Annotated in this window: 21 protein-coding genes; 3 read left to right on the top strand and 18 right to left on the bottom strand. The window is 55.8% G+C overall.

All coding sequences use genetic code 11. From position 1 onward, the window contains the following. The first annotated feature begins 711 nt into the window (after positions 1 to 711). Both H8K03_16550 and H8K03_16545 read left to right on the top strand, forming a co-directional pair. Entirely contained in the window at positions 712 to 1119 is a 408-nt protein-coding gene (locus tag H8K03_16550) for a DUF4410 domain-containing protein (protein UVT19385.1), read from the top strand. Between the two features lie 460 nt (positions 1120 to 1579). After that, on the top strand, positions 1580 to 1981 hold the full coding sequence (locus tag H8K03_16545; protein ID UVT19384.1) for a hypothetical protein: 402 nt from the start codon (positions 1580 to 1582) through the stop codon (positions 1979 to 1981). A 121-nt stretch (positions 1982 to 2102) separates the two neighbouring features. Here the strand turns inward: H8K03_16545 and H8K03_16540 are convergent, their stop codons facing one another. From H8K03_16540 to thiS, 11 genes are all read right to left on the bottom strand, one after another. After that, positions 2103 to 3179, bottom strand: a complete 1077-nt coding sequence (locus tag H8K03_16540; GenBank protein ID UVT19383.1) for a DUF2252 family protein — start codon at positions 3177 to 3179, stop codon at positions 2103 to 2105. Positions 3180 to 3260: 81 nt separating this feature from the next. After that, a complete protein-coding gene (locus tag H8K03_16535; protein ID UVT19382.1) occupies positions 3261 to 3533 on the bottom strand; it encodes a hypothetical protein in 273 nt (90 codons plus the stop codon). Positions 3534 to 3624: 91 nt separating this feature from the next. Continuing rightward, on the bottom strand, positions 3625 to 4620 hold the full coding sequence (locus H8K03_16530) for a M23 family metallopeptidase (protein ID UVT19381.1): 996 nt from the start codon (positions 4618 to 4620) through the stop codon (positions 3625 to 3627). Beyond that, a complete protein-coding gene (gene pafA / locus H8K03_16525) occupies positions 4617 to 5993 on the bottom strand; it encodes a Pup--protein ligase (protein ID UVT19380.1) in 1377 nt (458 codons plus the stop codon). Before pafA ends, H8K03_16530 begins: the two co-directional genes overlap by 4 nt. A gap of 91 nt (positions 5994 to 6084) precedes the next feature. After that, positions 6085 to 6771 carry a proteasome subunit alpha gene (prcA, locus tag H8K03_16520; GenBank protein UVT19379.1) on the bottom strand — a complete coding sequence of 229 codons (687 nt, stop codon included), beginning with the start codon at positions 6769 to 6771 and terminating at the stop codon, positions 6085 to 6087. 2 nt (positions 6772 to 6773) lie between these two features. Further along, the gene (gene prcB / locus H8K03_16515; GenBank protein UVT19378.1) at positions 6774 to 7589 is read right to left on the bottom strand and encodes a proteasome subunit beta; all 816 of its coding nucleotides are present in this window, start codon (positions 7587 to 7589) and stop codon (positions 6774 to 6776) included. A gap of 23 nt (positions 7590 to 7612) precedes the next feature. Then, a complete protein-coding gene (locus H8K03_16510; protein ID UVT19377.1) occupies positions 7613 to 9112 on the bottom strand; it encodes a proteasome accessory factor PafA2 in 1500 nt (499 codons plus the stop codon). Between the two features lie 7 nt (positions 9113 to 9119). Continuing rightward, the gene (gene arc / locus H8K03_16505; GenBank protein UVT19376.1) at positions 9120 to 10889 is read right to left on the bottom strand and encodes a proteasome ATPase; all 1770 of its coding nucleotides are present in this window, start codon (positions 10887 to 10889) and stop codon (positions 9120 to 9122) included. A gap of 141 nt (positions 10890 to 11030) precedes the next feature. Further along, positions 11031 to 11657: a thiamine phosphate synthase gene (gene thiE / locus H8K03_16500; protein UVT19375.1), complete on the bottom strand. Its 627-nt coding sequence runs from the start codon at positions 11655 to 11657 to the stop codon at positions 11031 to 11033. A gap of 232 nt (positions 11658 to 11889) precedes the next feature. Beyond that, on the bottom strand, positions 11890 to 12663 hold the full coding sequence (locus tag H8K03_16495) for a thiazole synthase (protein ID UVT19374.1): 774 nt from the start codon (positions 12661 to 12663) through the stop codon (positions 11890 to 11892). Continuing rightward, positions 12660 to 12914: a sulfur carrier protein ThiS gene (thiS, locus tag H8K03_16490; protein UVT22522.1), complete on the bottom strand. Its 255-nt coding sequence runs from the start codon at positions 12912 to 12914 to the stop codon at positions 12660 to 12662. The genes H8K03_16495 and thiS overlap by 4 nt, the downstream gene beginning before the upstream one ends. A gap of 109 nt (positions 12915 to 13023) precedes the next feature. Between thiS and H8K03_16485 the strand changes: the two genes are divergently transcribed. Beyond that, positions 13024 to 13512 (top strand): histidinol-phosphatase, encoded by a 489-nt coding sequence (locus H8K03_16485; protein ID UVT19373.1) that lies wholly within the window; start codon positions 13024 to 13026, stop codon positions 13510 to 13512. A gap of 2 nt (positions 13513 to 13514) precedes the next feature. Here H8K03_16485 and H8K03_16480 read toward each other — a convergent pair whose 3' ends face one another. From H8K03_16480 to rplS, 7 genes are all read right to left on the bottom strand, one after another. Further along, positions 13515 to 14873, bottom strand: a complete 1359-nt coding sequence (locus tag H8K03_16480; GenBank protein ID UVT22521.1) for a S41 family peptidase — start codon at positions 14871 to 14873, stop codon at positions 13515 to 13517. A gap of 66 nt (positions 14874 to 14939) precedes the next feature. Then, entirely contained in the window at positions 14940 to 16124 is a 1185-nt protein-coding gene (locus H8K03_16475) for a peptidoglycan DD-metalloendopeptidase family protein (protein UVT19372.1), read from the bottom strand. Further along, on the bottom strand, positions 16121 to 17020 hold the full coding sequence (locus H8K03_16470) for an ABC transporter permease (protein ID UVT19371.1): 900 nt from the start codon (positions 17018 to 17020) through the stop codon (positions 16121 to 16123). The genes H8K03_16475 and H8K03_16470 overlap by 4 nt, the downstream gene beginning before the upstream one ends. Beyond that, the gene (ftsE, locus tag H8K03_16465) at positions 17017 to 17697 is read right to left on the bottom strand and encodes a cell division ATP-binding protein FtsE (protein UVT22520.1); all 681 of its coding nucleotides are present in this window, start codon (positions 17695 to 17697) and stop codon (positions 17017 to 17019) included. The genes H8K03_16470 and ftsE overlap by 4 nt, the downstream gene beginning before the upstream one ends. 38 nt (positions 17698 to 17735) lie before the next feature. Then, positions 17736 to 18116 carry a YraN family protein gene (locus H8K03_16460; GenBank protein ID UVT19370.1) on the bottom strand — a complete coding sequence of 127 codons (381 nt, stop codon included), beginning with the start codon at positions 18114 to 18116 and terminating at the stop codon, positions 17736 to 17738. A 7-nt stretch (positions 18117 to 18123) separates the two neighbouring features. Beyond that, positions 18124 to 18780 (bottom strand): ribonuclease HII, encoded by a 657-nt coding sequence (locus H8K03_16455; GenBank protein UVT19369.1) that lies wholly within the window; start codon positions 18778 to 18780, stop codon positions 18124 to 18126. A 67-nt stretch (positions 18781 to 18847) separates the two neighbouring features. Beyond that, a complete protein-coding gene (gene rplS / locus H8K03_16450; GenBank protein ID UVT19368.1) occupies positions 18848 to 19255 on the bottom strand; it encodes a 50S ribosomal protein L19 in 408 nt (135 codons plus the stop codon). Positions 19256 to 19257 lie beyond the last annotated feature (2 nt).

Genomic DNA, 19257 nt, shown 5'->3' with positions numbered 1-19257 from the left:
AGCATATCCAATAGTAAGACTTGAACTCGATGTTAGCTGGAATAGGCCCGAGTGGGGTGGAGTGAGGTGGGCTTGAACAGCAGATGAGCACATCCAACATGTTCGAATGAAGGACCCATTCCGAGACAATGGTTGCCTTCTTTTTAGCTATTCCCTAGCCGAATCTCACATCCCCACACGACGGGAAGTTTCCATCCCTGTGATCTTAACGTAACCAGGTCACATTTCTCCGCGAAAGTGGAGTCAAATCGCCCACCTCATTCGATGCCGACCGACGCCGACTCTAACTCTGAGCGGACCATTTCTCAAAACTTCTGGGTATTCATACATTTGCAATATACGATTCATCCTAAATCGCGATTTCCCACTTCACGTGCACAGGGTCGGAGCACATGCTTTAACGATGAAAAATAGGACGGTGCGTAGATCGATACTACGGTTGTTAGTGCCGGAACTCTAAACCTACCTATGACCGTTCTATGAACATCATTGTCGGTAGCCTATCAATCCACTCTTGAGAGGGAAGTCATGATAAGCAGTGTCTACATGCGGCGAGTGAAAGTTTGGTTCTTTGTCGTTGTCGGACTCTCAGTTTCCGCTTGCGCACATTCCCCGGGATCTTACGAACCAGTCATCCCACTAAAGGCAGGAACAACGATTGAGCGATACACCAATCTCCATATTGAAGCCACTAACAGGAACGAAGTCCCCATGATACAGACCGATCGGGAACGGCTCGTTAACAACATCGTTCGACAACTGCAGGTGACTAATCGCTTTAAAGAGTTGAACGTCGCTAATCCTAGTCCTAACACGCTCAATGCCATGGTCGAAGTTACGAATTATGATAAGGGCAATGCGTTTTTGCGGTTCCTCCTGGCCGGGTTGGGACAAATGCACATTGACGGAACCCTAACGCTGCAGGACCGCGATAAATCTGAGGTGGTAGGAAAATATGAAGTGAACAAGACCTTCGCATGGGGAGGCCTTTATGGGATGGGTACCAAGATTGAAGAGGTCGAGGAAGGATTCGCAGCAGCGGTAGCAGAAATTCTACTAGGGAAGGGTAAGAAAGCAGACGAAGTTGAAATTGCCGAGGGGGTAAAAACCTCCAAGTAATCTAAACCCGTTGAGAAATCGACTCCCCGCTCTTTTCGAATTTGCAGGGGTTTTGAGGCGAGAGCAGACCAAATCAAAAACAACCGGTTTTGGTGTCAGCGGAAATGAGTTGGTAAGTTGGCCTGATTCACTCTACAACATGACGGATGCGGACAGGACTGGCGAATCGGCCTGCCATCCTTTCCTAGTTACTTGTACTTGGCGTGATCGGCTTCAGTCTGATCTAGGTGCGTTCACGGAGTTCTGTCCGGTGTATTTCCTGTTGGATAAGAGCTGTGTGCCGGAAACCGAAGTCAGTTTCTGAAGTGCTTGGGACCACTACGGTTCGGCTCATGCGACAGCCGGTTTAAAGGGAATCCCGAACGGCAGGTTGCCAATGCTCTTGTAGTCGTGCAATATCGTGCGCTACGATGTTATGAGAGAAACAGCAGTTTAACGATACGTGGATAAGGAGGATGCGATGAGGCAGAAGCACGTATTGACAGCCTTGGCGATCTTCGCAGTAACCGGAGCAGTCAACCTTTCCGATAGCCTTGCCGAAGGTTGGCAAAGAGAGACGTTGATCCATAAGGTGGCCGATGCGTATTCCGGGATGTCTGGAGGCATCTTGAGGCCCGACGCTGCAAGCTCCCAGCAGGGGGCCATGCCAGGTGCTCAATCCCGCCAGCCAGGTGAATCTACCTATGGTTCACCCAGTAATGACCCTCGATACGGCGGAAAATCCTCTGACCCCTCCTATCATAAAGAATCGTCTGGATCCCCGACTTCGCCCTACAGTGAAACCATTTATGGAGGGGTTCCGACGACGCCGAGTGCTGATCCAGCGGTCAGGGAATTGAACCGTGACCCATCAATGAGGTAGAGGTGTGACTGCACGAGGGTAGGGGACTTCGCTCCAACCTGAGAAATCGGCCACCACTTTTCTGAAATGTACAGAGTTTTTGAGGCGAGAGCACTCTACTTGGATTTCCCCAATAGCAGCACTATCTCTTCGTCCAATCCTGCCAATCCGTGATGGTGGCCCGCGTCATCGCTTTCGCAGCCTTCATCAACCACTTGCCCTTTCGCTTTGCGAGGTCACGCTGTATGTCTTTAATCGCCTTGGGATCTCCAAGATGCACATTCGCAGTTTCCCAGCCCATGGCATACAAAAGCTTGTCTTCGTCTCGTTTACGCGGCAGTGCCGTGAGTTCAATCCGGGAGCAATAAGGGGAAAGCCGGCGAAGGAGCCAGATTCCCTCCATCCGCACAAAGGGATCTCGACAGCGGACGGCGTGCTCTAACATCGTAGAATACAAAATCTCATTGCTTCCCTGTCCACTCCGGGCCCACGAACAGGCGGAGCGGACGAGTGCCTTGGCTTCCCTGGCAATCATACCTCCACGCCAGTTCGTCAGTGCCACAAATCGGGGGTGTCCTAAACTTCCCAAGCCCGAAACCCGACGCCGAAGACTATACGACAGACCCGCTTCCGGCATCATGAAATCGAGTCCCGCCATGGCTGCTTGAGGAACCGATCCTTGTACAACCGGAAGGGTCTGCATTTTGCGCCAGAACCTCACCGGGTCGCGGAGGGAGTTGGTTGCAATATCACGCAGCCATGGATGCTGCTCGGACAACACAAACGGTCGGCCACCTGACTTCAACCCCTCCGTGTAGCCTGTCAGGATGGCATCATAGGCATTCCTTGGCTTGGTGAGGAGATGCTCGGCGGTGACCGCTAGCTTCGCACTTGCCGCCAATCGTACGAGATCGTTTGTGTAAGGGAGTGGGTATGCCTCATCGAAATCGTTGATTCCCCAAATCAAACGGCCTTCGCTGTCGCGCCACGTGCCGAAGTTCTCCACATGCAGGTCCCCAATTGCCCGCAGGACCGGCGCTGTGGCCAAATCCGCACAGACTTCAACCCACACCTGCATCCATCGGTAAAATGTCGCCCGGAGGAAGGCAAAGCTGTTTCGTTTCATGAAGGAGTGCTTCAAACGGAGGTCTGAGGGTACCAGCGGGATCTGTCTTCTCAGCCATTTTTCGTAGTCTTTCGTTGCTTGGTCAATCTTCATTCGGAAATGTCTCGCTTTTGGCGAGGACGGTCAGAAAGATATCAGTCTTGACGGGGATCTATAAGCTCCACTTCGGCGAGATCATTTCCCTCCAGACTTCTTCTCTTGTTCTCTCAAGGCCCTCCCGGCACTTCCCTCGGTTTCGTTGTTGTCTCCTTCATCCTTCGACGTCGGTGACTTGGATGCCTGTTCTTCTCGATGGCCACCGATAAGTGCTGCGGCGATCAGGAGCTGAATGCCGATGAGGAGAAAGAAGAGTCCTCCCTTATGCTGCCCGGTGTGCTCAGCGATCGAAAATCGCTGCGCGGCCAGCAGGAGGGAGAGCACCGAGAGGACAAACAAGAAGATTCTCATGTCTCATGCCCCACACCCAAAAGGGTATGCCCACGGTGGGACGAGGTCAACCGGAAATCGTGTGGAAGAACAGAAATGAAACCGGTCGCAACTATGGAGATAATGTACTCACACTGGGAGGAGCATCCGAGACGGGCATTGAAACCGCCGGTTGGGTCACACTCTTGAACGGCAGGTCCAACAAGGCATAGGGATTCACGCGCGCACCGTTGAGCTTGACCCCCCAATGCAGATGGGGACCCGTGGCTCGTCCGGTCGCCCCCACTTTTCCGACGATCTGGCCGGCCTTCACATGATCGCCGTCCTTGACCAGGACTTCGGACAGATGGAAATACATCGAATAGAAACCCAATCCGTGGTCCAGAAACACGCCCTTCCCAGAGAAGATATGATCGACGGTGAGCCGCACAACACCATCATTCGTCGCCGCAACCACGGTGCCCAGCGGAGCGCCGATGTCTTCGCCATTGTGCGGATTGCGCGCCTGACCGTTCATGATTCTGACACTTCCAAAAATCCCGGTTCGTTTCCCGTTCACCGGCTCCACAAAACCCGGCTGCCATAGTTTGCTCTGGGAATCCGTCGCCAACGCCTCCTTCACCTGCTCCTGCTCCGCTTTCCAGCGAGCCAAACTCTTGTCGTCCAAGTCCACTTTGTCTTTAGGCAGCGTGAGGTGCTCGACATGAAACTTCTCTTTCAGGACCACGACCTGGTACCGCAAGGTACGACTCTGTTCCCCGGTCTTTACCTCGACGGCCAGTTCATGATGTCCCGGCTCGTCCTGCAGATCGATCCCAAGCAATCCGACGAATCCTTTCGCTTCTTCAGGCCGAGTATCCGGGAAAAAGCTGAGGGAGCGGCCCAGGAACTGTCCCTGTACCTGGGTGACCGTATCATCGGCAGAAACCTTGATGACGAGGATTTGTCCCTGCTTTCCACGATATTGACCATCGAACCCTGAAGGAACCGGTAAGGAGCCTGAAAAAAGGTCGGCTGGAAGATTGCCGGCGAGCAGAACGGCGGCGCCGAGCGCAACACGGCTCAGCAGGGCACGGCAACGAGTATTCAGCCCTCGCGTCGGCCTCATCGATAGAACCGCCCTCCAGATACTTGGGAAATCAACTCTTCGACGCGCCGATTGACTGCGCTGAAGGGGTCCATACAGAGGATCGTCTCCTCCCAATACCCGTTGAGTTTCAGGTACGTCCAATCCACGGTATAGGATCGATTCTTGGCGCGCGCGAATCGGATGAAGTCCCCGCGCACCTTGGCCCTCGTGGTTTGCGGCGGGGTGGACATCGCCCGTTGGACAGCCTCTTCCTCGACGACTCGTTCGATCAACCCACGAGACTCCATCAAGTAATACAGTCCCCGCGTCCGCTTCACATCATGGTATTGCAAATCCAAGAGGAACACCCTGGGGTCGTCCCAGCCGCAATTTTTCTTGTCCACGTAGGATTGGATCAAATGTTTTTTCGTGACCCAATCGATCTGATGCGTGAGCTGCATGGGATCTTCCTCCAACTGATCGAGCACGGTCTCCCACTTGTCGCACACATCTTCGAGAATAGGTTCGTGAGCCTGCTGGATCAGATATTCTCTGGCTCTCTTCAGGTAAACCCGTTGAATTTCGATCGCGGTCAGTTGCCGGCCGTCATCGAGCTTGACTTTCTTTTTCAGGGTTGGATCGCGGGAAACCTCGCGGATGGCCTTGACGGAGTCCTCAAGCTCCATCCCGTGTACCGTGTACCCTTCTTCGATCATCGACAAGACGAGCGCCGCCGTCCCCACCTTGAGGTAGGTCGCGTATTCGGACATGTTTGAATCCCCGACGATGATATGCAGCCTCCGATAGCGCTCCGCATCGGAATGGGGCTCATCGCGGGTGTTGATGATGCTCCTGGAGGACGTGGTCGATGACGACGTCTTCTCATGAATATGCTGGGCCCGTTGCGAGATGAAATACTGTGGCTTCCCGGATACTTTTAATACTTTTCCCGCCCCGCTGAATACCTGCCGGGTCACGAAGAACGGGATGAGCTGTTCCGTGACTTTCCAAAAGTCCACGTCGCGCCGCATGAGAAAGTTCTCGTGGCACCCATACGTGTTGCCAAGAGAATCCGTGTTGTTCTTGAAAATATAGATTTCTCCGGACAGCCCTTCCTCCCGAAGCCGCTCCTCAGCCGCGGGCAAACAGGCTTCCAAAAGCCGTTCTCCTGCCTTGTCATGAACCACGAGGTCGAGGATATTGTCACATTCGGGAGTGGAGTACTCGGGATGACAGCCGGTGTCTTGATAGAACCGCGCCCCGTTGACCAAAAACGCGTTGGACGGCCAGCTGTTTGGAATCAGTCCCTCGAAGATGTAGCCGAGGACTTTCTCCATCGGAAGATAGATACGACCGTTGGGAGAAAAAATGAGGCCGTACTCATTTTCGAGGCCGAAGATTCTTTGTTTCATGGGACCCGGCGACGTCATGGAAGGCTTAGAAACAGATTACACGCCCGTCCGCGGATCTGCAACAAAGGGAGCCTCCCATGAAAGGCTGCGGTTAGGGAGAGAGGATGCGGCGAATGTCATTGATCGCCAGCCGGCGGAACTTTCGCCCGATGCGGGTTCGATCCAGGACCGCGACTTCCAAACCTTCAGGAGGCAGCTTTTGATTCGCCGTCTGTTCGAGCGCCGTGACACACAGCGTGAGCGCCGCGTCCAGGGACGGAGCCTGGCTCGGGCTCTTTTCCTTCAGGACAGTCTGCACCGCTTCTGCCCTTCCGCCGATCACCGCAAAGTTCTTCTCATCGATGATGCTGCCGTCGAACGAAATACGGTAGATTTCGTTCGGGTGGCTGTTGGTGCCGGCCTGGACGACAAGAATCTCCACCTCAAGCGGCTTCATTTCCTGACTGAAGACGGTCCCGAGGCTTTGCGAGTACCCGTTCGCCAGCGAGCGGCCGGTGACGTCTTCGCGGCTGTACATAAACCCTTTGAGGTCGGCGTGACGAATTCCCGCCTTTCGAAGGTTCTCAAACTCGCTGTATTTGCCCGCTCCAGCAAACGCGATGTTGTCGTAAATTTCAGAAACTTTGTGCAACGACGAGCTCGGATTATCCGCGGTCAACAGGATGCCGTCGACATATTCCATCGCAATGATCGAACGGCCCTTGGCAATCCCCTTCCTGGCATACTCGGCCTTGTCCTGCATCATCTGTTCAGGGGATACGTAATAGGGCATCGGCATGATTACGTCTCCCTTGCACGCCGGACGACGATCATCTCGTCGTAGACGGCTTTGAGTTGGTCATCCGGAACATCGGTGATGCCTTGAGCGGTCACAAACTTGGCCGTCGGATAGATCCCTCGGATCAGGTCCGGTCCACCCGTCCCGACATCATCATCGGCCGCATTGTAGAGCGCCAGCAACGCCAGCTTAAGCGCCTCTTGCTCGGAAAGATTCTTCCGAAAATGCTCACGCATGGTGTTGCGCGCGTCTTTACCTCCGGACCCGATGGCATGGTAGTCGGACTCTTCATACCTCCCACCGGTGATGTCGTACTTGAAGATACGCCCTTCGCGCCGCTTCTCGTCGTAGCCGACGTACAACGGCATCACGACGAGCCCCTGGAACACCATCGGCAGGTTGGCCTTGACCATTTGGCCGAGCTTGTTCGCCTTTCCTTCACACGAAAGCGGCATCCCTTCCAGCTTTTCGTAATGTTCCAGCTCGGTCTGAAACAATTTGGCCATCTCGATGCACGGGCCGGCTGCGCCGGCGATGGCCATGGCCGACCATTCGTCGATCTTGAACACCTTTTGGATACGGCGATCCGCGATCTGAAATCCTTCCGTGGCTCGCCGATCACCGGCAATCACGACTCCCTGTTGAGACTTGAGCGCCAAGACGGTCGTCGCATGCGGCACGGACATTGACCCTGGGACTCGCATGTGCTCGGGCACCGGTGCGATGTGTTGGCTTCCCAGCGTCAACCCCGGATAATGTTTGGAGATCAAGTCGAAAAAGCTGGAGTCGTCGTGATCGGGGAGATATGGCAGCTTCATTGTGGGCTTCGAACCGTCATCCGTCAAACCTGGAGCTTTGCAAGCAGCGCTGCTACCGAATCGGTCGTATCGAGCAGTTCCCGCGTCAACGTCTGAGTGCCACGATGCGGGTCCATGAGAGGGACTTTCTTGATCGTCGTATCGCCCGCGTCGAACAGAACGGACGTCCAACTCGCGCCGTAAAGCGACTTCGCGAACTTGCTGACACAGCGCCCACGAAAATAGGCTCTGGTTCCAGTCGGCGGATTCAACTCGGCGCGCTGAATATCTTCGTCTTCAACCATCCGTTCGATGAGATTGCTGCGTTCCAACGTGTAAAATAACCCTTTCTCGGGACGAACGTCATGGTATTGGAGATCCATCAGCTTCATTCGCGGGTCATCCCATCCACACCCTTTACGCTCCATATAGGATTCGATCATATGACGCTTGGCCACCCAATCTAACTCGCGAACCAGCAATCGTGGATCGCGATCGAGCTTGTTCAAGACATCCTCCCAGCGGAGCAACACATCCTGAGCGGATGGATTGGGAGCCTGCGAGGAGTAAAAGCTCTTGGCCGCTTGCAGATAGGCCCGTTGAACAGCGAGCGCCGTTGTAGGCCTCCCACCGGCCAGTTTAATCGTCTCCTTCACGTCCAAGTCGCGCGAGACTTGCTTGAACACCCGAACCGGTTCATCGAGTTCCAGCTGAGGCAAGTCAGTTCCCGCTTCGAGGAGATGCAGGACGATGTCCAAGGTTCCGACCTTGAGATACGTGGACACCTCGGCCATATTGGCGTCGCCCGTAATGACATGCAGTCTCCGAAACCTCGCGGCATCGGCATGCGGCTCGTCGCGCGTATTGATGATCGGGCGTTTGACCATCGTATTGAGGTCCATGAGACACTCAAAAAAGTCGGCGCGCTGCGAAATCTGATACTCCGCCGGACTGGTCTGGTTTTCGGCTCCGACTTTTCCGGCCCCGGCAAAAATCGGCCTCGTCACGAGGAACGGCGTCAACACCCTGGCGATCTTGTCGAACGACACGGCTCTCGATACTAAATAGTTTTCATGGTACCCGTAGCTGTTGCCTTTGCCGTCGGAATTATTCTTGTACAGCACATACTGTTCGGCTCCCCTCACCCGCGCCATCTCCAGAAGACACTTGGCGAGGATCCGCTCTCCGACTCGTTCAAAGGCCACCACCTCCCGGGCGTTTGAACACTCCGGAGTGGAGTACTCGGGATGCGCTCCATCAACATACAAGCGTCCGCCGTTCGCCAGCACTTTATTCAACTGCCGATTGTAGTCAGGGTTGGGCCGCTCTCGTTCGCCATCGACCTCGAAACCCCTGGCGTCCAAGAGGGGATTCTCATTTTCGTAATCCCAAATTGCCCCGGGAGCCGGCAGTCCCGGATAGTGGCCGATCACGGCAAATGAACCGGAGACCGGATCCATCGCGGACGGATCTTTCGCCGCGATGCCGAACTCAGTTTCCGTGCCGAGCACTCGCGCGCGATTCGTCGGAATGTGTTCTTGCATAGGCTAGTTAGAGATAGTGGCCGGTACTGATGGTTTCGATCTGCCGATGTTCCGCCGGGCCACCGCTGATGGTCCGAATATGAATGATTTTTTCGCCCTTCTTACCGGCGACTTTCGCCCAATCATCCGGATTGGTCGTATTGGGAAGATCCTCGTGCTCCTTGAACTCTTCACGGATGGCGCGGACCAAGTCCTCCGAGCGCAGCCCGGCGCCCTCTTGCGCGATCACGCGCTTCACGGCAAACTTTTTCGCGCGCGAGACAATCCCTTCGATCAGCGCTCCGCTGGCGAAGTCCCGGAAGTACAGCACTTCCTTTTCGCCGTTCGCGTAGGTCACTTCGATGAACTTGTTTTCTTCGCTGGCGGCGTACATGGTCTCGACCGTCAGCGACGTCAATCGCTCCACCAGCGCCTGTCGATCTCCTCCATGACGCTCCAGATCTTCCGCGGCGAAGGGAAGATCCGTAGAGATGTACTTCGAGAAAATGTCCCGGGCCGCCGTGGCATCAGGCCGTCCCACCTTGACTTTGACGTCCAACCGGCCGGCACGAAGCACGGCGGGATCGATCAAATCCTGCCGGTTGCTCGCCCCGATGACGATAACGTTGCGCAATCGCTCCACTCCGTCGATCTCAGAGAGAAACTGGGGGACGATCGTCGACTCGATGTCGGACGACACTCCCGTACCGCGGGTCCTGAAAAGCGCATCCATCTCATCAAAAAAGACGATGACCGGATGGCCGTCCTCGGCCCGCTCTTTCGCTTTCTTGAACACTTCGCGCACCTGACGCTCAGACTCCCCTACATACTTATTGAGCAGTTCAGGGCCTTTCACGTGAAGAAAGTAACTCCGAATCTCTTTACCGGCCCGATGGCCCAACTTCTTGGCGATCGAGTTAGCCACCGCTTTGGCGATCAGCGTCTTTCCGCAACCGGGCGGGCCATAGAGCAGGACGCCTTTGGGCGCACTGAGTTTGTATTCCGAGAAGATCTGCGGATGCAGGAAGGGCAGTTCAACGGCATCACGCACCTGTTCCAGCTCTTTCTGGAGGCCGCCGATGTGCTCATAGTCGACATCGGGGACTTCTTCCAACACAAGCTCTTCCGCCTCAGACTTCGGCAATTTCTCGATGACGTATCCGGAACGGGGATCATATAAGAGATGGTCACCCACACTCAGTCGCTCGGCAAGTAGCGGGTCGCCGAGCTCGGCCACTTTCTCCTCGTCGAAATGGAGCGTGACCAAGGCCCGTCCCCCTTCCAGCACATCTTTCAGCCGAACGACTTCTCCCTGACTGTCGAACCCCTTGACCTCGATCACGTTGAGCGCCTCGTTGAGGACGACTTCTCGTCCCTTCCGCAATTCAGTAGGCTTGATCGAAGGATGGAGGCTCACCTTCATTTTTCGCCCCGACACATACACATTGCCTGTCCCATCCGTGTTCATGCTGGAAAAAATCGCATAAGCCGACGGCGGTGCCGTCAATTTCTCCACTTCAGTCCGCAACGCTTCGATCTGAGCCTTCGCTTCCTGCAGCGTCGTGACGAGCTTTTCGTTCTGTTTATTGGCCTGCTCGAGCTGATAGCGTGACTGATAGAGCCGACGGATCTCCTCTTCCATCGACTGAATCTGAACGCGAAGCTTGTCGAGTTCACGAACGTGTTCGTCGTTCTTGTGAGTCATGTCTCCATCACCTTCGGACAGTCGCTTCGTAATCTTCTTGACAGAATCTCGGAGGGACCGGAGTCGATTTGGCTGACCCTTGTTTTCCGCCATATCGAGACGACACGAATAGCTCGTAACGATGGATAAGCGCGTAAACTTAAGCCTGTGCCCGGATTCTAACACCCGACCTAGGGGTGGTCAACTCCAACGGGTGATCCCACACAATGGACATCCACCTTACGTGACAACGGCTCACGTCTCGAGAGCCTCTCTGAACTCCCGCACAGCCGCGCCGACATCATCACGGGTCAGCAGCGCTCCGATCACGGCGACTCCGTGCGCACCGGCTCGACGAACGTCGCGCACCCGTTCACTCGTCATCCCTCCGATGGCGAAGACGGGAATTCTCGATTGGCGGCAGACATCGGACAGACGATCCAGTCCAAGCGGAGGCCCGAATGAACGCTTCGATGGAGTATCGAAAATCGGACCAAACACCACGTAGTCGGCACCGTCATGATTCGCAGATCGAACTTCTTCGGCGGAGTGGGTAGAGACCCCGATCAATCGACGAGGGCCGATCACCCGACGCACGGCTACTGACGGCAAACTGTCGGCGCGAAGATGAACGCCGTCCCAATTCAACGCCATCAGGAGATCAACCCGATCGTTAATGATCAAGGCCACCGAGCCCGGCTTCGTCACCGCCTGAATATCTTGCGCCAATACCAGCAGCTCATTCGTCGAGAGATCGCGCTCCCGTAGCTGAATAGCGGGCAACCCGGCACTGATAGCCTGTCGGATAAGAGAGGGAAGGGATCGACCGCCTGCTTGAGTCCTGTCGGTCACAAGCAGGAGGCGGAAATTAACGGACGGCATGTCCCAAGGAGGCACGTTCCGATCGATGTCGAATTTGAACACTCACTGCCAACGCCAGAATGCCTTCAGGATGCTCAAAAAGGCTGTCGGCAAGGCCGCAGCGAGCGAAGAGGCGAGGCGTATTCTTTTTTCACCCACCCGCCCCAAGCTGCACTTTGCAGCTCTAACCCGATGGTACGTTGAGCCTCTGAGCGATGCGAGAACGCTGCTGGCAGACTTTTTCAGCATCCTGTTAGAGCATCCCTTCGATCGGGCTACTAGCCGTGGCATAGAGTTTCCTGGGAATGCGGCCGGCCTTGTAGGCCAGACGACCGGCATGCACGGCATACTTCATCGCTTCCGCCATGGCGATGGGATCCTTGGCGCCGGCGATCGCTGTGTTCATCAGCACCGCATCGGCGCCATACTCCATCGCCAAAGCTGCGTCCGATGCGGTTCCAACCCCGGCATCGACGATGATCGGCACCTTGACGGTTTCCATGATGATTTTCAGGTTGTATGGGTTCCGGATGCCGAGCCCTGATCCAATGGGCGCAGCCAAGGGCATGACCGCGGGGCATCCGATATCCACGAGTTTCTTTGCAACAATCGGATCATCGTTCGTGTACGGTAGGACAATGAATCCTTCTTTGATAAGGATCTTGGCCGCCTCGATCAACCCTGCCGTGTCGGGGAACAAGGTCCTTTCGTCGCCGAGCACCTCCAGCTTCACCAAATCGGAGACGCCGGCCGCACGAGCCAATCGAGAATATCGAACGGCATCCTCCACGGTGTAGCATCCGGCTGTATTGGGCAGAATTGTATACTTCTTTGGATCGATGTAATCGAGGAGATTCTCTTTCGATCGATCGGTGATGTTCACCCGACGAACCGCGACTGTCACAACATCAGCGCCGGACACTTCGATGGCCTTTTGCGTTTCGAGAAAGTCTTTGTATTTTCCCGTTCCGACCCATAACCGGGACTTGAACTCACGCCCTGCAATGATCAGTCGATCATTCGTCATCTTACCCTCTCTCGGATAGACACATGAACTATCTCACCATCGCTTCCAACGGTCCCACCGCCGATAAAACTGAGAATTTCGACCCGATCCCCCTCTTTGAGCAGGCGCTGGCCAAATGCCGTTCGATCAAGAATTTCGAGATTCAGTTCGACTGCCACCCGTTCCGTCCTGATCTCGAGATCTTGCAACAGATCAGCGACCGATGCGCCGCTCCGCCAGGTCCTTGCTTCGCCGTTCACATGGATTTGGATCGTATCCTGCACGGCAGTCATCCTATGGGACCGGAATTCGCCTTGTCAACAAAGTGCTCTTGCCTGAAAGGGCAAGCAACCCGCACAATAGACGACCAAGGTTCTACCCATGAAGGAGAAGAATCAGCAACTGGCCTCCCTCTTCCGGTCAATGGCCGACCTGCTTTCCTCTCAACGGGCCAATCCGTTTCGCGTGCGGGCCTATCGACACGCGGCGGATGCGCTACTTGCCATAGAGGAAGATGTGGCAACTGTGGCTGCCCGCCAGGGGCTTGAGGAGATTGACGGAATCGGAGCGGATCTGGCTAAAAAAATCGACGAGTTTCTTGAGACGGGGACCATCCGGGCGTATGAAGAGCTTAAGACACCTCTTCCAATAGAGGTCAAGAGCTGGGCGACCCTTCCGGGGCTCTCTGAACCACTCGTCGCCTATTTGTACTTCCGCCTCGGTATACGGACGCTCCCGGATCTCGACCAGCTCATCCGATCCCACCTGCTTCGAACTCTGCCGAGCTTTTCAGGATCGGAGGAGCAATTGCTGCAGGCCGTCCGACAACGCGTCCAAGATCACGAGCTTAGCAGGCTCCCGCCGGGATAACTTCAGGATGTCTTGAGTTCCTTGAAGATCTTCCAGCTCTTGAGCAGTTCCACAGCTTTCTGGAGCTGAGCATCCTGTTCAAGCGAAAGTTCTCCTCCCGCCTCAGCCGGGGACGGCTGCGGAACGGTCCCATTCTTGGAACCGGCCTCATCCGGGGACTTTCCATTCGGTGGCACAGCATCCTTGCCAGCAGGAGGCTTAACCGCCTTCACCTCAGACTCTTTGTCGGCAGACTTCCCGTCAGGCGCTTTGGCGACCGATGGAGCCGGCAGCTTCACCACAATATCGGGAGTGATACCGGTCGACTGGATCGACCGACCCTTCGGGGTATAGTACTTGGCAGTTGTGAGGCGAAGTCCGGAACCATCCCCTAGGGCCAGAATCGTCTGCACTGATCCCTTTCCAAATGATGTGGTCCCGACCACGACGGCTCGTCCCCAATCTTGCAGTGCTCCGGCGACAATTTCCGACGCGCTCGCCGATCCTTCGTTGACGAGGACAATCACGGGAAGGTCTTCCATCTGATCTTTGGCCTTTGCGAACCACTCATCCTTTTTCCCCTCGCGACTCTTGGTATACACAACCAGCTTTCCGCTGGGAAGAAACTGCTCGGACACATCGACCGCGGCAGTCAGCAATCCACCCGGGTTGTTTCGTAGGTCGAGAATGGTCCCCTGCACTTTCTGTTCTCGGAACTGTTTGATCGCTTTGGAGAGATCCCTTCCGGTCGCTTCTTGAAATTGAGTGAGCCGGACATATCCAAGATTGTCGATCACCTTCGACTTCACGCTTTCAATTTTTATCGTGTCCCGGACGAGGGTGAACACCATTGGATCAGGCGTACCGTCCCGTTGTATGGTTAAGTTGACCTTGCTGCCTTTCGGCCCCCGCATCTTCTGGACCGCATCCATTAGGGTCAGATCTTTCGTCGGGTCATCATTGACCTTGATGATGAAATCGCCGGCCTTAATACCCGCGCGATGAGCGGGCGTGCCTTCTATCGGCGCAATCACGGCCAGACGGTTATCCTTCACGCCGATCTGAATGCCGACTCCCCCGAATTCCCCCCTGGTTTCTACCTGCATTTCCTTGTACATCTCCGGAGTCATGTAGGCTGAGTGCGGATCGAGCGTCGACAGCATGCCGCGGATAGCCCCTTGAATGAGATCTTTCGGCTTCGTCTCATCGACATAATGTTTCTGAACTTGGTTCAAAACCTCGGAGAACGTCTTGAGCTCTTCATACGTTTCGCTGGCGTGGCCGGTCCGCTCCCATCCTTTCCCGATGACGACTCCACAGAGCAGAGCCAGTGCAATCATCGGTCCGACCACCCAAGACTTCCGCCGTGGCTGCTGTTCCATCATCTTCACATCCCTTCTTTCCTGCGTTGTCAGATCACCAATTCGAAGACGCTGTCGAGACCTGCCTTATCGCTTCACCAACCAGTGGAGCGGGTCGACCGGTTCAGCCCCTTCACGCAACTCAAAGTATAATGTATTTTCTCCGATCATGCCCGTATCTCCCGTCTCTCCGATAGACTGGCCTTCGGCAACTTGTTCGCCGACTCTGGCCAGAATCTTGGAGGCATGCGCATACAGGGAGAAAAATCCGTTGGCATGATCCAAGATTATAACGAGTCCATAGCCTTTCAACCAGTCCGCATAGACGACGCTCCCGGGCATGACGGCATGAATCGAGCTTCCCTCCGTGGTTCGAATTTCAATGCCTTTACGCTGAACATACGTGTTGAACGTCGGGTGCTTCTGGCGTCCGAAGTATGACACGACTTTCCCCTCGGCCGGCCAAGGCAGCGCGCCTCTGGTTCCACGCGGCAGTGGTGACGCCGTCGGAGGGCGCATGGCCAGGGCACGTCGGCGCGCTTCCAATTCATGCAGCAGGCTGTCGACGCGTGAGGCGGACCGCTCCAGTTCTTCGACGGCACGATCGTAAGAATCCTTTTCGTGTGTGATCTTCGCGAGATACACTTTTTTCTCTCTCTGAGTGACGCGAATATCGGCAAGCTTCTTTTCGACGTTTTGTTTGAAGGCCACCATTCCGGCTCTGGCCTCGGCACGCTGATGTTCGGCTTGCTCCATCCGCGCCATATCGGTTCGGAACGTCTCGAGTAATTCGTAGTCCTTTTGTGAAACGGTGGAGAGATATTGCCCCCGGCGCTGAAGGTCGCCGTATGTATCCGCCGTCAGGAGCGCCTTGATATAGCCGAACCGCCCTTCCATATACTGCACACGGAGCCGTGCGAGGATGGCTTCACGCCGCGATTGGATGCCGGTCCGCATCACCGCCAGCTGCTCTGTAATCTCCTCGATTTCCCGATCCTTCTGCCGAAGTTTCTTTTTAATGTCATGGTGATCTTGTCGATGATGGACCAGGCGTTCATCCAGGGATTGGATACCTTGAAGGACCGATTCCCGTTTTTTCCCCACCTCCTCGGCCCGTTTCCGTTTCTCTTCGATCTTGTCCTTCAGCGCTTCAAGGGTCTTTCGCTCTCGCTCGATTTTTTCGGCGATCGGATCACCGGCCGCATCGACAACAGCTGCCCACCCTCCGCCTAGCGCGACGCAACACACCAGACCGGAGAGGAGAATTTTCATGCGCGCCCCTCCCCAACGCGCAAGAGAGACACCACGCTTCCCGCAAAGCCCAGCCCCATCCCGGCCACAACAAGCGCCATACAGATGGAGAGCGGGAAGAAGGAGACCAGACTTTCCATCCCGCTGAAACGGCCAGCCGATTGAATCTGCTGCAGAAACAGTTCGAACCCAAGCTTGAGAATTCCGAGCGAGAGCGCGCTGCCGCAGGCGCCGAGCACGGCGCCCTCGAGGAAATACGGAATGCGGATGAATGTGCGTGTCGCCCCGATGGAGCGGAGGATCTCAATCTCCTCTCGTCTGGCAAACAGTGCAAGCCTGATGGTGTTCCCGATGATCGTCACGGCCGCTGCGGAGAGCAGGACCCCCACACCGATCGCCACCAGTTCGATGTAGCCGATGAGTTCGGCCAACACATTGATCCATTCTTGATTATAGTCGACCTTGGCGACCCCTTCCATCGTTTGAACTCGTTCGACCCAGCCTTTCATCGCATCGGGAGAGCGAAAATTCGGCGCCAGCGTCACCACGAACGAAGCCGGGAGAGGATTCTCGCCGAGCCCCTCGAGTAAATGAGAATCCGCGGGGAATTGTGCGCGAAATTCTCCCAGCGCCTGTTCCTTCGATACAAAGAGCACCCCCGCCACCATACGATCGGATTTGAGTGTTCGCTCCAATTCCTGCATCCCCTCGCGGGACAGCCGTTCCTCCACATAGACCATGATCTTGACATCTTCCTGTAGCCATCCGGCTGCACTCCTCAGATTCACGTAGAGCAACAGAAAAATGCCGACACAGGCTAATGTGAAGGCCGTGGTTAAGATGGCGACGATCGTGGTGGTGCGGTTGGTCCGCATGTTGGCCCACGCTTCGCGGACGAGGTAAAATAGTCGTCTCATACTCCAACCCCTACTGTCGCCCGGCGTTCCGGTACCACCGCTCCTTGCGCCAGGGTGATCACCCGGCCGTTGATCTGGCGCATGACCTGAGGGTCGTGGGTGGCCACGATTACGGTGGTGCCGCGGGCACTGATCAATTTGAACAATTCTATGATTTCCCCCGTGCGCTCCGGGTCGAGGCTGCCTGTCGGTTCATCGGCGAGAAGCACCACCGGACCATTGACGATCGCTCTGGCGATACATGCCCTCTGTCGCTCTCCTGCCGAGAGACTGTTCGGCGGCTGATCTTTCTTGTGCTCGACACCCACGGCACGCAACGCCTCCGTGACTTTACGACGAATATCTTTCTCGGACGCGCCTTGAACGACCAACGGAAGCGCGACATTGTCGAACACGGATTTTTTGGGCAGCAGACGGAAGTCTTGGAAAACTGATCCGACCTTCCGCCGGAGATACGGGATCTCCGACTGTTTGAGCTTGGTGACATTTCTGCCTTGAACGAAAATCTGCCCTTCATCAGGCTGTTCCTCGCCGATCAGCATCCGCAGTAAGGTGGACTTACCGGCTCCGCTCGGCCCCATAAGAAGAACGAACTCCCCTTTCTCGACCTCGAGCGTGACATCGGACAGCGCGGCTCTCCGGTCATACCATTTCGACACATGGATCAGCTGAATGATCGCGTCCACGAAGACCCCTTTGAGCAGGGCTGGAACCGTCAGTGTTCGGCGACGTCAAACGCGTTCTGAAGATGTTCGATTTGGCCATGGGTCGAAGGTTGACCCTGGACCAACACGACATCAAATCGGCAGGCCCTCTCGGACCAATGCCGTTGCGCCAAATACTGTGCTGCCAGTTTCGCCAGCTTCGCCCGTTTACGATGATCCACTGCCAGCAGTGCGCCGCCGAAGGCCAGGGTAGTCCTGGCCTTGACTTCAACGAATACCACGACACCATGGTCTTCCGCCACGAGATCCAATTCTCCGATCGGCGTCCGCACGTTGCGATCGAGAATGCGATAGCCTTTGGCAAGCAAGAACTGTTCGGCCCGCGTTTCGCTGGCTTGGCCGAACTGATGCCGCGGGTCCGGAGTGGCCATGCGCGTACTATTCGAACAATGGAAGGCTCGGCGGTTGAGCATACTCCATCTTCGCAGCGATCATCGCTTCTTGCACCGGCGCGAATGTTCGACGATGAATGGAGCAGGGGCCATAGCGCAGGAGTCGTTCAAGATGTTCCGGGGTACCATACCCCTTATGCGAGAGAAAGCCATATTCGGGGAACATGTCATGGTACCTCGCCATGAGACGATCCCGCGTCACTTTGGCGATGATGGAAGCAGCGGCAATCGATACGGATAGGGAGTCTCCCTTGATGATAGGCCGCGCGGGGACTCTGATTTCAGGAAGGGCAACGGCATCAATGAGCAAATAATCAGGGGAAGGGACCAGTTGATCAATGGCTCGACGCATCGCCAAACGAGTGGCCCCGAGGATATTGAACTGATCGATTTCAGCGACATCCGCCGAACCGATTCCCATCCCCACGGCCTGCTCATGAATCACGGCATACAACCGCTCTCGCTCCCCTTCGGAAAGTTGCTTCGAATCGTCAATCCCTGAGAGTCGACACCGAGGCCGTAAGATGACAGCGGCCGCAACGACCGGACCGGCAAGAGGGCCACGTCCTGCTTCATCAATGCCGGCTACGCGTCGATACCCACATAATCGGGCTACCCGCTCGAATTCTTCAGTGGGTCCCATCAGACGTCCCCTCGCCGGCAAGTCACACGATCGGCCAGCCGTGATGGAACAGGTTCAAAGAAGTGATCTAGGCCGTGACGGTCTCTTCTTCAGCAGCCGCGGGCGGCTGCGCGGACGGTTTGCTCTCTCCGACAAACTCGCGCTCCTCGACCTTCGCGAACCGCCCCTTCTTGCCGCGCAAATAATACAGTTTCGCGCGTCGAACCCGTCCCTGCCGAACCACATCTACCTTGGAGACGATCGGGGAGTGCACCGGGAAGATCCGCTCGACCCCCACCCCGTACGAAATCTTTCGGACCGTGAATGTTTCCGTATTCAGGCTCCCCTTGCGGGCAATCACAGTCCCTTCATACACCTGAATCCGCTCTTTTTCGCCTTCCACAACCTTGACGTGGACCCTGACGGTATCCCCGATCTCAAAGTTCGGCGCCGATTTCTTCGTCAACGACCGCTGAATGCGCTCCAACTGATTCATGT

This window comes from Nitrospira sp., from assembly GCA_024760545.1.
GTDB lineage: Bacteria > Nitrospirota > Nitrospiria > Nitrospirales > Nitrospiraceae > Nitrospira_D.
The sequence above is the reverse complement of the archived record's forward strand: the minus strand, read 5'-3'. Positions and strand labels throughout refer to the sequence as shown.

Coding starts and splice junctions, on each gene's coding strand:
- H8K03_16545 (UVT19384.1), top strand. CDS start 1,580: ATGAGGCAGAAGCACGTATTGACAGCCTTGGCGATCTTCGCAGTAACC.
- H8K03_16535 (UVT19382.1), bottom strand. CDS start 3,533: ATGAGAATCTTCTTGTTTGTCCTCTCGGTGCTCTCCCTCCTGCTGGCC.
- H8K03_16485 (UVT19373.1), top strand. CDS start 13,024: ATGAAGGAGAAGAATCAGCAACTGGCCTCCCTCTTCCGGTCAATGGCC.
- thiE (UVT19375.1), bottom strand. CDS start 11,657: ATGCCGTCCGTTAATTTCCGCCTCCTGCTTGTGACCGACAGGACTCAA.
- H8K03_16470 (UVT19371.1), bottom strand. CDS start 17,020: ATGAGACGACTATTTTACCTCGTCCGCGAAGCGTGGGCCAACATGCGG.
- H8K03_16550 (UVT19385.1), top strand. CDS start 712: ATGATACAGACCGATCGGGAACGGCTCGTTAACAACATCGTTCGACAA.
- pafA (UVT19380.1), bottom strand. CDS start 5,993: ATGAAACAAAGAATCTTCGGCCTCGAAAATGAGTACGGCCTCATTTTT.
- H8K03_16495 (UVT19374.1), bottom strand. CDS start 12,663: ATGACGAATGATCGACTGATCATTGCAGGGCGTGAGTTCAAGTCCCGG.
- H8K03_16530 (UVT19381.1), bottom strand. CDS start 4,620: ATGAGGCCGACGCGAGGGCTGAATACTCGTTGCCGTGCCCTGCTGAGC.
- H8K03_16475 (UVT19372.1), bottom strand. CDS start 16,124: ATGAAAATTCTCCTCTCCGGTCTGGTGTGTTGCGTCGCGCTAGGCGGA.
- H8K03_16540 (UVT19383.1), bottom strand. CDS start 3,179: ATGAAGATTGACCAAGCAACGAAAGACTACGAAAAATGGCTGAGAAGA.
- prcB (UVT19378.1), bottom strand. CDS start 7,589: ATGAAGCTGCCATATCTCCCCGATCACGACGACTCCAGCTTTTTCGAC.
- prcA (UVT19379.1), bottom strand. CDS start 6,771: ATGCCGATGCCCTATTACGTATCCCCTGAACAGATGATGCAGGACAAG.
- H8K03_16480 (UVT22521.1), bottom strand. CDS start 14,873: ATGGAACAGCAGCCACGGCGGAAGTCTTGGGTGGTCGGACCGATGATT.
- arc (UVT19376.1), bottom strand. CDS start 10,889: ATGGCGGAAAACAAGGGTCAGCCAAATCGACTCCGGTCCCTCCGAGAT.
- H8K03_16455 (UVT19369.1), bottom strand. CDS start 18,780: ATGGGACCCACTGAAGAATTCGAGCGGGTAGCCCGATTATGTGGGTAT.
- rplS (UVT19368.1), bottom strand. CDS start 19,255: ATGAATCAGTTGGAGCGCATTCAGCGGTCGTTGACGAAGAAATCGGCG.
- H8K03_16460 (UVT19370.1), bottom strand. CDS start 18,116: ATGGCCACTCCGGACCCGCGGCATCAGTTCGGCCAAGCCAGCGAAACG.
- H8K03_16510 (UVT19377.1), bottom strand. CDS start 9,112: ATGCAAGAACACATTCCGACGAATCGCGCGCGAGTGCTCGGCACGGAA.